The 14,422-nt window shown below is 38.2% G+C and carries 10 protein-coding genes; 3 read left to right on the top strand and 7 right to left on the bottom strand.

From position 1 onward, the window contains the following. The first annotated feature begins 155 nt into the window (after nucleotides 1–155). Nucleotides 156–1,478 carry an ABC transporter ATP-binding protein gene (locus F8R90_RS11860; RefSeq protein WP_196510894.1) on the top strand — a complete coding sequence of 441 codons (1,323 nt, stop codon included), beginning with the start codon at nucleotides 156–158 and terminating at the stop codon, nucleotides 1,476–1,478. 2 nt (nucleotides 1,479–1,480) lie between these two features. On the opposite strand, the gene F8R90_RS11855 is transcribed toward F8R90_RS11860, so the two are convergent. The 6 genes from F8R90_RS11855 to fldA all read right to left on the bottom strand — a co-directional run bounded on the left by F8R90_RS11855 (nucleotide 1,481) and on the right by fldA (nucleotide 10,659). Next, nucleotides 1,481–1,852, bottom strand: coding sequence for a DUF5615 family PIN-like protein (locus F8R90_RS11855; protein ID WP_196510893.1), 372 nt, complete (start codon nucleotides 1,850–1,852; stop codon nucleotides 1,481–1,483). Then, nucleotides 1,849–2,079: a DUF433 domain-containing protein gene (locus F8R90_RS11850; RefSeq protein ID WP_196510892.1), complete on the bottom strand. Its 231-nt coding sequence runs from the start codon at nucleotides 2,077–2,079 to the stop codon at nucleotides 1,849–1,851. Before F8R90_RS11850 ends, F8R90_RS11855 begins: the two co-directional genes overlap by 4 nt. 77 nt (nucleotides 2,080–2,156) lie before the next feature. Beyond that, nucleotides 2,157–5,867, bottom strand: a complete 3,711-nt coding sequence (locus F8R90_RS11845) for a helicase-related protein (RefSeq protein WP_196510891.1) — start codon at nucleotides 5,865–5,867, stop codon at nucleotides 2,157–2,159. Further along, the gene (locus F8R90_RS11840) at nucleotides 5,857–8,961 is read right to left on the bottom strand and encodes a hypothetical protein (RefSeq protein WP_196510890.1); all 3,105 of its coding nucleotides are present in this window, start codon (nucleotides 8,959–8,961) and stop codon (nucleotides 5,857–5,859) included. The genes F8R90_RS11845 and F8R90_RS11840 overlap by 11 nt, the downstream gene beginning before the upstream one ends. Nucleotides 8,962–9,326: 365 nt before the next feature. Continuing rightward, a complete protein-coding gene (locus F8R90_RS11835; RefSeq protein ID WP_196510889.1) occupies nucleotides 9,327–10,079 on the bottom strand; it encodes an alpha/beta fold hydrolase in 753 nt (250 codons plus the stop codon). Nucleotides 10,080–10,146: 67 nt separating this feature from the next. Continuing rightward, a complete protein-coding gene (gene fldA, locus F8R90_RS11830) occupies nucleotides 10,147–10,659 on the bottom strand; it encodes a flavodoxin FldA (protein ID WP_190899654.1) in 513 nt (170 codons plus the stop codon). Between the two features lie 289 nt (nucleotides 10,660–10,948). Here fldA and F8R90_RS11825 point away from each other — a divergent pair, with 289 nt between their 5' ends. Both F8R90_RS11825 and F8R90_RS11820 read left to right on the top strand, forming a co-directional pair. After that, the gene (locus tag F8R90_RS11825; protein ID WP_196510888.1) at nucleotides 10,949–11,203 is read left to right on the top strand and encodes a type II toxin-antitoxin system Phd/YefM family antitoxin; all 255 of its coding nucleotides are present in this window, start codon (nucleotides 10,949–10,951) and stop codon (nucleotides 11,201–11,203) included. Continuing rightward, nucleotides 11,196–11,456 (top strand): Txe/YoeB family addiction module toxin, encoded by a 261-nt coding sequence (locus F8R90_RS11820; RefSeq protein WP_196510887.1) that lies wholly within the window; start codon nucleotides 11,196–11,198, stop codon nucleotides 11,454–11,456. The genes F8R90_RS11825 and F8R90_RS11820 overlap by 8 nt, the downstream gene beginning before the upstream one ends. A gap of 93 nt (nucleotides 11,457–11,549) precedes the next feature. Here F8R90_RS11820 and F8R90_RS11815 read toward each other — a convergent pair whose 3' ends face one another. Beyond that, nucleotides 11,550–14,078, bottom strand: coding sequence for a mannose-1-phosphate guanyltransferase (locus F8R90_RS11815; protein ID WP_196510886.1), 2,529 nt, complete (start codon nucleotides 14,076–14,078; stop codon nucleotides 11,550–11,552). Between the last annotated feature and the right edge of the window lie 344 nt (nucleotides 14,079–14,422).

Here is a 14,422-nt window from a genome sequence, read left to right as displayed (position 1 = left end):
GTAGTTTGCTTTTGATGCTGCAAGCTGTTTTTTTAACTTTTCGTATTTACATGAACCTGTACTATGATGGGCGCTAAAGTGTCATTGGTCATTTGTCATTTGTCCAAATCCAATGTCCAATGCCCATCCCCAATGCTCAATGACAATAACTAATCGTGGCGCAAGTTGTTTTAGAAAACGTTTATAAAAGTTTTTCCCCACGTAAAGGGGAAAGTATGACAGGGCAAACTCAATCCCCACTCAAGTCTGGGGAGAAAACTGACGCAGCGCAAGAACGTGCGGGAAGTGTCAACGTCTTGCGGCGGATTAACCTGACGATCGCAGATGGAGAGTTTATGGTGCTGGTGGGTCCTTCCGGTTGTGGTAAAAGCACCTTACTGCGATTAATCGCCGGGTTAGAAGTGATGACTGGCGGCAATATCTGGATAGGCGATCGCTTGATCAATGACCTACCACCCAAGGAACGCGACATCGCAATGGTGTTTCAAAATTACGCCCTCTATCCTCACATGACGGTGTATGACAACATCGCCTTTGGGTTACGCCGCCGTTCTGGGAGAGCAGGGGAAGAAATGACTTCCTCATCTCCCTCATCCTCCTCATCTCCTTATCTTCGAACGTGGGCAGAAAATCTCTTCGTTGGGACGACAAGAAAGTTACCTAAAGGACTGCGCTACATTTCTGACAAAGAACGGTCAGTGGATCAGCAGGTACGTAGTGTTGCCCAACTGTTGCAAATCGAAACATTGCTGAATCGCTTACCTAAACAGCTATCTGGGGGACAAAGACAACGGGTTGCATTGGGACGAGCGATCGCGCGTGACCCCCAAGTATTTTTAATGGATGAACCGCTTTCTAACTTAGATGCCAAACTACGGGCGGAAACCCGCGCCCAAATTGTCAAATTGCAGCGCCAATTGGGGACAACGACAATTTACGTCACCCACGATCAAACAGAAGCGATGACAATGGGCGATCGGATTGCGATTATGTCTGAGGGTAAAATTCAACAAGTCGCTTCTCCCCTAGAACTTTACAACCGCCCTGCCAACCTTTTCGTAGCAGAGTTCATTGGTTCACCACCGATGAATTTTATTCCTGTGGAATTTCATGCCCCTCTATTGATTACTCATTCCCAGTTGCGTTTCACCCTTCCAGAAGTTTGGGGAAAAGCTTTACAAAAATATGATCGGAAAACTCTAATTTTAGGCATTCGCCCAGAACACTTGAACTTGAGTATGCCTGCGACCAAAAATCTCCCAGTGCAAGTAGATTTGGTAGAGAATCTCGGTAACGATTCCTTTCTCGCTGTTAAGATTGCCGAACCGGGATCTCAACCTGCTACTACAGCCAATTCCCTACAAGTGCGAATACCACCAGACCGATTTGTACAGCCTGGAGAGCAACTTTGGTTATCGCTAACTCCAGAGAAAATTCACTTTTTTGACCCGGAAACGGAGTTAGCAATATTTTCTTAAAACTATCCGCGCCTAATTGGTAGAATACGCACCCTAGATTGGGCTTGGTCAACAGTGACTAATGCACCTGTCTCTAGTAACGACTCAAACTGATTCAGGGCTGAAATGACTAGATTTCCGATACTTTTTGGCAAAACATCCTGGGTACGAACCTGAATAACACTAGGAGTATCGACATCTGTCGCAGCTAGTAGGGAGCCGAAGTCTAAATCGTGAGTAAAGACGATATATCCATTAGTTCTTGCCCACTCCATAATTATTGAATCTTTCTCACGGGGATCGCCAACGGTAGACCAGTGGACAGCGGAAATATTGTACTTCTCAAAAACCGCAACCCAATCAGGAGAAAGGTTCATATCAATCAAAATTTTCATGCACTTCTAAGAGGCACTTCAATTTCTTCAGCCCGCCATGCAGCGTAAGCAAGTGCTTCATATATGTCAGCTTCTTCAAGATAAGGATATGCCTTGAGGATGTCGCTATTACTATGTCCAGATGCCATTAAGCCGACGACAGTACCAACGGTAATACGCATTCCCCGAATACAGGGTTTGCCGCCCATCACTTCAGGATTGCGAGTAATTCTGGTAAGATTTTGCATAATTTTTGTAGAGTAGGAGTGGGGTTATTGTATTGAGCATCCTAACTTTCACAAGTGCGATCAAATTTCATGGAAAATCAATCTTCTTGAGAAAGAATTAAATTTAGAATATTCATTTCTTTAGACTGAAATATTTGATTTTCATTAAATAGGTTTTTCCCTAATTTATCCATTGCACCACTATTGAAAACTACGTAAGGAATATTTTGATAATTAGAGTCAATGGGCAAAATATTATATGCTAAAGCAAGTGTAGAAGCATACCGAGCTAAAATATCCCGCAAAGAGACATTATCAATTCTTCTCTCATTTTCAAAATAGTCTTCAAAAGCCTGAAAAGATAAAAATGCCTGTATAGGTAACGCATAATAACGTTCTGATGAAAGAGAAGTTTGGGTTAATTTTTGTGAGCGTTCTAATTCACTAAAAATTGTTCTAGTCAAGTCTATTAAAGAATAAGCAGCACTAATAATTTGTTTTGGATATTTTCCTGACTTTACTAAAAGCTGAAGTTGTTTAATAAAAGCTTCATTTCGCTCTTGGTCGAGAATTTTTTCTAAGTCAATATAATTAGTTTCTTTAACTAGTTTCTCTGATAACGGTACAATGAGTAAACTACCTCTAACATAGGTTTTTTCAATTGGTGGCAGACTCAGCAAATTATCAAGACTAGTCTCGATTTTTGATAACAAATTAAATCCTATTGAAACATAGGATACTTCTTGAGTTTCAGAAAGTGATTTTTTTTGAGAATAAGGGCTTATTTCAGTTTTTTGAACAGAAAGTAATTCATATAAACTTTGCTCTATATTTTTCAATGTATTATCTCCAGGTTGTTTTTTAACCTCCTTTTTAATTTGCCGTAATAAAGTAGCCAACGTCCCAATAAATGTCTCCCCTGCTTGGCTAATTGCTTTACCACCAATAGGAATAATGACGTATCGTTTTCTACCAATTTCTCCTGACCCCATAATCCGGGTCATAATAGATGCTTTCAGGATAATCAGAATATTTAATACATTCAGACAAGCTTCTTTTAATGAGAGATTTGTAAGTTTTTCTGATTCAGCAGCACTTAAACTTTTTCCATTATCATCTACTTTTTTTGGGTAGTATATCGCTTTATCAGACAAGTAAAAATTTAAATATTTACTACCGTGGTCTAGTGCGCCACCTCGGCCACGGTAAATTACTTGGATAATTTCCATCAAATTTTGCTCAATTTGAAAGCTAGGTATCTGCACAAGAATATATTTAGTTTGGGGAAAAGATAAGCCGCGAGATGCGGAAGCAGTCATAAAAACTACTTTGACTATATTTTGGTATTTCTGAATTTCAGCTTCTTCTTTATCCGATAAACTGGCATGTATTTCTAAATATTCTTGATGCAGAGTAAAGGTAGGTCTTAGCTGAGAAATTTTAGTAATTAATTGCTTGAGAGTATCTTTATTTTGGATATAGACTATAATTTGTCCATCATTTTCATCTAGCAATTTTAAAATATCTTCTTCAATTTTTTGAGCTACCTTAGTATCTAAAGTAAAAGTTTCATCTGTAATGTCTTCTGAGCTTACTGACTGGACAAATATATGATAATTAAATATCAGCTTGTCAGCAGGATAAGAATTTGCATTTATCAGACTTGCTGGTTTACTCAAAAATTCAAATTCATTAAAAGATAAACACTGACCAATGGAATATGAAACTTGTCTGACAAATATTTTATCTCCCTGAATTTGATTTAGAGAAAGATGATTTTCAACTACGTCTTGTATTGTCAGTGACGCGTCAGCAGTAATAACTTTCAGATTAAAGCCGTATTCAGGATTTAACAAATCATATTCTTCAACAAAATCTAAAACTCCATGTAGAAAAGCAACTCCCTCTTGCGAACCTGTAATTTCGTCAATCATAATGAAAATATTTTTCATGCGACTGGCGATTTCTTTCATCTTCTTTGGAATAATCCCAGGAGGCTTTTTGGAAGAATTATAAGCACTACTAAATATTCTGCCGAAATGCTTTAAAGTATTGCCGTAGCGAGTTTCCTTTAAAGACTGCATTGAGGCTGTAGCAATAATATTATTAGGTAAATCAGGATTAATGATACAGGTGTGAATTGCTTCACACAAACTTGCTAGGACTCCAACCTCATGGGGTTTTTCTACTTGTACTAAGTTATCTGTACGTCTAACCAAGCGACTAGGAAAGTCAGATACTTTGTCTTTTAAAGCTCTAGCATCTAAAAATTTTACTTGCCCTATTTGATGTTCGTTAGTCAGGTTATTATTATAGTACTCAACAACGTAACCTCCATTTGCATCATCAACTATTCTTTTATTAGTATTAATACAAATTAAATCATCCGAAACTAATTTTAAGCTATTTTCCTCTGTAAACTTATCAATAATATCTCGGTTAACCTGAATTCGAGGACTGACATATATTAGTAGTGACCCCTCATGTAAGTGGTCAATAATTTGCTTTGCGACTGCTGTTGTTTTACCAATTCCAGGATTCCCCGTTAAAAACAGCAATGGTATTCTAGAATCTGCAAGCGCTCGATGTATCAACTCTGCATGAGCATTTCTAAATTCTGTTTCTTTTAGGTCTAGCGATCGCTTAATAGATTCAGGTACAATACCTGCTGTATTAAAAAAATGTTGTCCCGCTTCAAATACTTCAGTATTTTGGATATAATTTATTGTATCTTTTTTGATTTCAACTATATCTTTGACAAACCTGTTGCCATCCTGAAAGTTTCTAGCTGCATTACTTTTGATGACTTCAAGTAACGTGTTGCGGCTGTCACTAATATCTTTGTCACTCTTATTTTTATATATTTCATAACAATTTTTTAAGATTTCCAGACTATTTTCAGCATTGTCTTTTTCTTTAGTCAAAGCAATGCCGTTAATCATTCTGTCACTATATCCAAAGCAATTAAACTTCACTGTATCAGTTCGTGATATTTTACCTGATGACAGCAGAAATTTATAAAAACTCCAAGCATAACTAGAAGCTTGGATAACCTTCACTGCTTCCTTGTCTTTAGTCTTGAAAGCACAGAAGAAGCGAGTCAGTTCTTTAGAATATATCTCGTTAAGTTTATTGTTATTGTCGCTACTATTTCCAGTATCGATACCGAGTCCACAAAAGCTAGACTTGGAACGCACATAATTTAACTCAGTATTTAATGATTCTACCAAAGTTTGAATGTTATTTAAGTCAGTTATAGAATGAATAGCGGAAGTTGTAAAAGTGGATAAGTCTACAACTAAAATTCGATACTTACCCATATACCGCAGCAATAAGAGAGTATCTGCTTTCAGAAACTCCCCTCCATCCATATAACGGCTGATATCTACGTTTTCAAATCCCTGAATTTCTAAAATTTCCTTGTAGCAGTCAGGAGAATATCTCTCTAAATTTTTGATGCCAAAGGCATTTTCATTGTGGAAATCACACTGAAAATAGATAATTTCTATTTTGCTTTTAATTAGCCAGCCAGATGCTTCTATATATTCTCGCACAAAGCTGTAGCCCGAAGTCCATCCTTTTTGAATAAATAATTTTACCCAGTCTCCAATAATTTCTTGATGAGATTTATCTATAAAATTATTAGCTATAGCCTTTTGGATCTTATGCAAAGATAACTTATTTAAAGGCTGAAGATAAACATCGCCGTAGTAATGTTTTAACTTGGAATGCTGAAAGTAAGTTAAAATGCCGATATTAAAACTTATTTCAAATACTCGACCTAAATTAATGCCTAAATCATTTCCCATAAAGCACACTCCTAATTTCGGTCAAAAAGGCTAAGTTATTAAACTTAACATTCTTCACCGAGTAAGTATAAGTAGATATTTTACCGATACCTTCGTCACCAATTAGCTTACTGTAAGGGTTCAGCTTGAGAGCAATATTCATATTTACTTCGTATCGAGAAAAATGAAATAACGCAATGTATTGTAAAATCGTCTTTTGTAAAGGCGAATCTTTATCTAATAACCCTTCTATAATATCTTTTGTATCACCTACGTCATAAATATTTAATAAAGTACTGTAGCAAACTACACTATTAAATATAGTGCGCTTTTTATCTACAGAACGACCTGTAAATAGGTTGAGAAAAACTCTGGTTTTTTGGCTTTTATCCACAGATAACTTCTCCAATTCTTCAATGTCAGGAATATAAAAAGAATCAGCTTTCCCTTCAACCAAGTTGATAGCAGGATAGTTATCCATAAATATTGGATATAGCTTGATATCTGGCTTACCTGCTTTGAGATACTTAACTACATCCTGAGACATGAAAAATAATGAATCTGGGTCTGATTCCAATTTAGTTATACCCAAACTCCTAGTATAGGGAGCTTTTGCTATGTATAAAAAATGTCTATAACCTTGTTGGTAAAGTTTACTAATTTCATCTCTCACAACCTCTGATTCTGTAGATATTTTAGAATGAGGTTGATTGTCTGCAAATGTTTTGATAGGTTCAACCTTGACTGCTGTATCAGATACCTGATTAATAACAATAATTTCGCCATATATATTTGAAATTCTGACAGGTTTATCTTTTTCATCCCAAACTGCATCACTCAACCAGCTTGAAACAACAATAATTGCTAATTTATCCAGTTGAGCCTGATAACCTTCTTGCAACTCGAAAGTTTTAGGAATCAAAGCGTACAACGATGACAAGGCATTTTGTACTTTATACTTATCTATTGTTTTTACATTTAGTCCTTGAGCATCAGCCATGCAATCTCGACGAAGAATATGTGCTAATGCCTTTGATAAAGAATTGAGAAAAACTTCATCTTCTGTTGTTTCCTGAGTATCTTGGAGATGAAATCTAAAAATTGGAATAAAGAGTTTTTCTTGCTTTTCGCTATCTAGACTAATTTGCTCTCGACAAATACTAATGCACAAGTAACTTAATAAAGTGAAGACTTGCTGATATATAGTTGCTTCTGGTGATTGAGTATTTTTAAATATTTCTCCTCTTACTTCTTTGGATTTATAATAAATAACTATGATTTTTCCCTTCGCAAAGTAGTTATCATATATTCCGTGAGATATAGGTTTACCATTTTTCTCTCCAATTGGAGAAAATATCACAGGTAATGCTTTAATACCTGTGGTATCATACTTCATAGAAAAATTTTGCTTATCGCTATCTGTAAAGTAGCGAACATCATCAAAAGTAAAAGTGACAGATAATGAACTAAGAGATTGTTCATTTACAGTAGGTGGTAAAACCTCCACGTAAGCCAGAGCTTCTCTAGCTTTGGCTTTAAAATTTGCTTGGTTTCCTTGATTTAAATCAAGTTTCAAAAAACTACGAGTATTAAGAATTTTTGAGACATTTTTATGCAGAACTGCTTTATTAATACATAATTGTACTCTTTTAGAAAAAGATGGCAATATTTCTTTTTTCTTAAGAAAGGTTTGTAGCAGATTTCTTAAGGCTGCTAATTTTCGTTCGACTTGCCAACCATCTTTATTTAATATCAAACTTTTAATTTTGATTAATAAATTGTTAACTTCCTCATCAGAAGTCTCACCTATTTTCAATTTATTTAAAACATCCTCCTTAAATTTAGGAGTAGGATCGTAATCTTTATCAGGTATCTTGCCTTCTTCATCGACGGCGAAAACGAAATAATAAAGAGAAGCAATTTTCAAAACTTTTCCTTTAAAGTTCTTGGCTTTAGCAGGATCTTTTAGTTGGTCTTTATGACGCGGACTGGCGGGGTCAAGTTCAGTCATATAGTAATTCACGACTGAATTTTCATGATAAGAATTTACAGAACCATTGAGCTTTAATCTCACACCCAAGTTGAATTCTTGGATACCTCTGTCTTGATCTATGCTTTCTCCTATCATTCCTTCATACTCAGGAATAATAGGCAAGATATCAAAGGCATTTGCTTGAGAAAAAGCTGTCCTGAGATTAACAGGCTTATCAAGTAAATAACTTACTTCATAATCGGGATCATCTAAATCTGGATCGTTGATATAATTTATTAATAACTTCAGCCGATTACTTAATGTTTCTAAACATTCAAAACCCTGTGCATTTGAATTAGGTAGACTAGTTTTTGCACATTCTATTCTCAAATAATCCAAATAATCTATTTTGATATCTTGTAGTAGTCTCGGAAGAGATTCAGTATCTACTATTTTTTGAAATTTAGTAAGTTCAGATTCTTTTTGCTCTGATATATTATCTAAAATTTCTGTAAGTTGTTGCCAATCTTGTGAATCGGGTCTAGTTATAGTATCTATGTAGCTTTTAAGGCTCTCTAAAAACCTACTATTAAAATTAGATATGCCTTCAAATTTAACGTTCAAGTGATGAGCTTTTATGACTGACTCTGTACCTTTTCGCCTCTCTTGAGCCAAGCTATTCTCAATAACTAACCGCTGAGATGTAAAACTATAAGACTTGTTAAAAGGATATTTAAATGGTAACTCAGCTTGAGCGCTAATAAAATCAGATAATGGTGTGCAAAGATTGTCTAAGGAAGATTGAGTTGGGTTTTCTCCACAAGCAGTAACAAGTTGTCTTGTCAATTCATCTCTAATGGCTTGGATTTTAGAATAAAATTCTGTTTCCAACTTAAAATTGACAGTTGCTGCTTTAATTCCTATATTCTGGGTTAAAGGACTTTGTGGACGTTGATTGGGATTTGTAGCAATTTCATAGGCAATATCATAAGCTGAGATTCTGAGTTTATTTCCATCTGGAGAAAATTTAAATAGTGGTTTTTGTTTAATTAATTCTAAAACTGTGTCTAGTAATGGAATGTAATCTAATTTTGCTAATGGATTTGAGCTTTCCTCAATAGAATGTCTTGATGTTGATGTCATGATGCAACCACTGTTTAGAAATATTTCAATTTTGTGACTTACCCTAAAAGATTGATGCACTTAAACAGCAGCCAACAGAGTAAGCTGGCAGAATAAATTCTGAGTTTGTAAGACTTATCTTATAACCCAAAAACTTTAATTCAGCCATATCGTTAGTTTTGAAGACTTACGCTTATCTGGTGAATATTATAGTATGAATGTACCAAAACATTACTTTTAGAAAAAAGTTTAAAATTCTTAATTGTTAGTAAAAATAGTTTATTAATCAATTTGGTAAAAAAGTGCTTTCAACTATAAAGTAGCGATCGCACCCCATTACCCCCCAAATTTTATCAGTGCGTAGCCGTAAGGCTTGTCGCCAGACATCAATTTGTAGAACTGCTAAAAGATAGTGCAGATACTTCCAATAGATGCGGATGGTGGCGTTGCCAAAAACTTAAAATTTCTTTACCAACCTGTTGAGGATAGAAATAGTGAAAAAAATGATATCCTTCTGGGCATTCCCAGAGTTTATCTTCTGGCTTCAACCAATTCAACCAGTCATGCAATACAGTTGAGTTGACTACCGGATCACTCTTGCTACCACATACCATCATTGGCATAGAAACTCCACCCTTGGGTAAATAAACTAACTTAAATAAAGAGTGTGACGAGGGAGATTGTTCTAAATCTTTATCTAAAGCAGCTACTAACTTTTTAGTGGTATGAAGCGGTTGATTTCCAAATAGACTGCGAACGTTGCTTGCTAAAACTAGCTCACGGCTGATACTAAAAAGCTGTCGTTGAAAGTAATAGTGAGCCTGCCAATTGTTTGCAGGTTGAGCTGCTACAGCCAGCAAGGTGAGCGATCGCACTTTTTGAGGAAATCGCCGCGCAAAGGTTAAGGCGATCGCACCACCCATCCCATGCCCTGCTAAATGTACGGGGCGATCGCACCATTCTAAAAACTCATATAGCAACTCCACAGCTTGATCTATGGAACTAGCTTCATCTTTGGTTTGCTGGTATTCCCACTGGGCGATTCTCATATACCCAGATAAGTATTCAAGTAATGGCTTATCAAAACGCTGTAAAGCAGGGCTGGAACTTAACCACAGAACATCAAATGAATCAGACATAAATACTCATAACTTCTAAATTATCAATTTCAGTAGGAGCGCACAGCTAGCTGTACGCCTTTAATCTCTACAAACCAAACTCTGTCTTCAACTGAGCAACCCAAGTTTTAATTCGCTCATCTGTTAAATCAGATTGACTACCTTCATCAAGTGCCAATCCGACAAACTTGCCATTTTTCAAAGCTCTAGAATTCTCAAAGTCATATCCCTCAGTTGGCCAGTAGCCAACTGTTTTACCGCCTCGCTGGGAAATTTTTTCTTCTAGAATTCCCATTGCATCCTGGAAATTATCAGCATAGCCATATTGATCGCCATCACCAAAATAGGCAACCAACTTACCACTAAAATCTATTTCATCCAGATCAGGCAAAAAGCTTTCCCAATCGCTCTGAAGTTGACCAATATCCCAAGTGGGAGAGCCAATAATCAGCAAGTCATACTCATCAAAGGTAGTAGCATCCGCCTCATAAATGGGATGTAATGTTACAACATCACCACCAAACTCATCCCGAATTTTTTCAGCATCAGATTCAGTGTTGCCAGTTTGAGTACCGTAAAACAGACCGATTTTTTTCGACATATTTTCACCTGATATATAGTTTTGCAATTCTCCTTCCCTGCGTGACGCTGCACGAACGGAGATGCTACGCGAACGCAATAATTTACGCAAGGATACTTATTTACCTTACTTGTTGAAATTTATCGTGAGCTTAATGACCATCTATCTCAATAAGCTTAAGGATATCGTACCAGACTTATTGAAATTTTTTATCATTTAATTTGATTTAAGTTTTGTAAAGTATTTCAGGAAACAAACAAATTGAAGAAAAAGCTATACTTGTACAATAAAGAGTACAAGTTGTGTCCAGATGAAAGTTATCTCTTTTAGCGAGGCGAGAAATAACCTGAAGACGGTTTTAGATCGGGTGGCGGAAGATGTCGACTATACGATCATCACGAGACGGGATGCGGATGATGCGGTGGTGATGTCGCTAGAGTTTTTTAATAGTCTGATGGAGACTGTGCATTTGCTGAAGTCTCCGACAAATGCAGCCCATTTGGAACGTTCTATTGCTCAATTTAAGCAGGGGAAAGTGGTGGAACGAGATTTGCTCAATGACTAGAATGCTGGCATGGACGGATGAGGCTTGGGCTGATTATCTTTACTGGCAAGGGCAAGACAAGAAGACACTCAAAAGAATCAATAAACTGATTCAGGAGACGATGCGGATGCCTTTTGAGGGTATAGGTAAGCCAGAACCTCTACGGGAAAATTTAGCTGGCTTTTGGTCGCGGCGAATTGATGATGCAAACCGTTTGGTTTATGCAGTGGAGGATGCCTATCTAACGATTATTTCTTGTCGATACCATTATTAAAATAATTCGTAATTGCTAATGACGTTGCGCTAACGTAATTCGTAATTAAAAAATTCAATTACGAATTACGAATTACGAATTACGAATTACGAATTACGCTTCGGCGGGTTGATATTCTTGTTGTCTTTCCACAAAAGTCTGGACGCGGGTGCGGTAGTTTCTCACAGTCTCATCTACCCATTCGCGATCGTTGCTATTTGCATACAAATGCACTAGTGGTTCGCTGGCATCTGGTAAAACTAACAGCCAACTGTCATCGTAGGGTTGACAAATTTTCACTCCATCAATTAGTTCTAGGTTTTGGGCTGGGTGAGTTTCCACCAAATAACGCATCAAAGCACCCTTAGCTGTCCACGGGCAGCGGACTGTATAAGTTTTGTGAATTACACGGGGCAATTCTGACCGAGCAGCAGCAAGCGATCGCTCCTGTATAGTCAACATCTCAATTATCTTCGCTATACAGAACATGGAATCAAACCCCGGATGCAGTTGCGGGAAAATAAAACCAGTCTCTCCACTACCTCCCAGTACTACATTCGGATTTTTTTGACAAGCCTCCATTAAAGCTGTAGGGTTGGCTTTGGTGCGAATCACTCTACCATCGTGGCGGCGGGCGACTTGTTCAATAGCACTGGAAGCATGAACTGGCACTACTACTGTTCCTCTGGGGTTAGCCGTCAGAATCATGTCTACCATCAGTGCTGTTAAAGTTTCGCCACGAATTGGGTAGCCTGATTCATCAACTAAAATTAGCTGTTCTCCATTAGCCGAGACTTGCACGCCAAAGTTAGCTTTCAATGCCTCCACTACATGACCTAACTGAGTCAGCAGTCCTTCGCGGTCAGTGATTGACATTGCCGTTTTATTGACACTGGCATTCAACACCACTGCATCAGCGCCAAATTTATCCAACATTTGGGGTAAAACTGCCCCCGATACCGCATAAACATAGTCAATCACCACTTTTGCCCGACTGTTGCGGAGTGTATGAACATGCAATAATTTCTCAAAAGCAGTGCAGTAGCGCTCCATGACTTGGCTAGGATAAGATACATCGCCAATTTCATGAATTAGCGCCCGACGCATATCCTCCTTAAAGTAAGCCCCTTCAATTTTCTTTTCCAGGGCTTTGGTGATATTAATGCCCTTAGCATCCATGAATTCAATCAAAATGTAGTCAGGGCGATCGGGGTGTACCCGCACATGGATGCCACCAACTACTGACATTGTAGGTATAACTGTGCGGGCGATGGGGATAGCTGTAGCATCAAGGTTTTGAATATCAATACCTACTGACATCAAACCAGCAATAAGCGATCGCGTCACCATCCGAGAGACATTACGCTGGTCACGGGAAACCGTTACCTTAGAACCAGGTTTTAAAGTAGAACCGTAAGCAGCTCCCAATTTCACCGCGAATTCTGGGGTGATGTCGATATTTGCTAATCCTTGAACACCACGCTGCCCAAATAAATTTCGTTGGGCGGTGTTCCCCCAAATCAAGTTAATGTTTAAAACTGCCCCTGACTCAATCTTTTTACTGGGCCAAACGCGCACGCCGGGGCTAATTTGGGCTTCTTCTCCCACCGTGGAAAGTGAACCCACAACAGCAGCTTCTAATACATGGGCGCGGCGATCTACACGAGCGCCACGGGAAATTACACAGGCAGAAAGATGTGCTTCATCGCCAATGAATGCCCCATTCCACACTATGGGACGTTTGAGATTCGCATCAGCGCCAATGGTGACATTATCGCCAATTACAGTTCCGGCCTCAATTTGTACTCTTGCCCCAATGCGGCAATTGTCACCAATTACTGCTGGCGTTTCAATCACAGCCGTCTGGTCGATGTAAGTATTTTGACCCACCCATAACTCATGAGAAACCTCTTTGTAGGCACAATCGAGATTTACCTTCCGATCTAAGGCATCATACTGAGCTTCCCGGTAGGCATCTAAGTGACCAACATCGCACCAGTAACCTTGAGCAATGTAACCATACATTGGCTCATCTTTTGCTAGTAGCAAGGGGAATAAATCTTTGGAAAAGTCGCATTCAATGTTTGCTGGCAGATATTCCAAAACTTCTGGTTCAAGAATGTAAGTGCCAGTGTTGACGGTATCGGAAAAAATTTCACTACTAGAGGGTTTTTCTAAAAATCGCCGAATTCGTCCTTCCTCATCGGTAATCACCACCCCAAATTCAATCGGGTTGGGAACCCTAGTCAAAATCAAAGTAGCTTTTGACTTATTTTGTTTGTGAAATGCGATCGCTGCCGTCAGGTCAAAATCTGTTATGCTATCGCCGCTAATGACTAAAAAGGTTTCATCAAGAAGTTCGGCAATGTTTTTTACACAGCCTGCTGTCCCCAAAGGCTGATCTTCTTCGACGGCATAGGTCATCTGGACACCAAAATCGCTGCCATCTTGAAAGTAGTCTCGCAAGACATCAGGTAAATAATGCAATGTTGCAATAACTTCTGTAATTTGATGTCGTTTGAGGAGATTGATAATATGTTCGGCAATTGGCCGATTTAGGATCGGCACCATCGGTTTGGGCAGATCGCAAGTTAACGGGCGAAGCCGCGTTCCCGAACCCCCTGCCATCAGTACTGCACGCATAAATCCTCCTTAACTAGTTACAGCCTTCGATGCTTGAAAACGTGTCAGATATATTTTTTCTTCTTTCTCTAGTCTCCTATGGATATCGATATTTGAGGAACTTCCACAAGATGCATATAGATTGGGGATTGGGGACAATACGGTTCAGTTAAGGCTTAACTCTTTGTCAAACAAAGTCAATTTTTTAACGAACCGCAAAGGACGCAAAGGGCACAAAGGAAGAGAAGAAAGAAATGCTTAACTGAACTGTATTGGGATTGGGGATTGGGGACAAGGAGAATTGGCGATAAGGGGAAAGACTTGTTTCAAGTTCTCACCTCTTGTCCCCAATTCTCCCCTACTCC

Origin of the sequence: Nostoc sp. NZL (genome assembly GCF_015714705.1) — a bacterium.
GTDB classification, from domain to species: Bacteria; Cyanobacteriota; Cyanobacteriia; order Cyanobacteriales; family Nostocaceae; genus Nostoc; species Nostoc foliaceum_A.
This window is presented reverse-complemented; position numbering and strand designations above follow the sequence as displayed.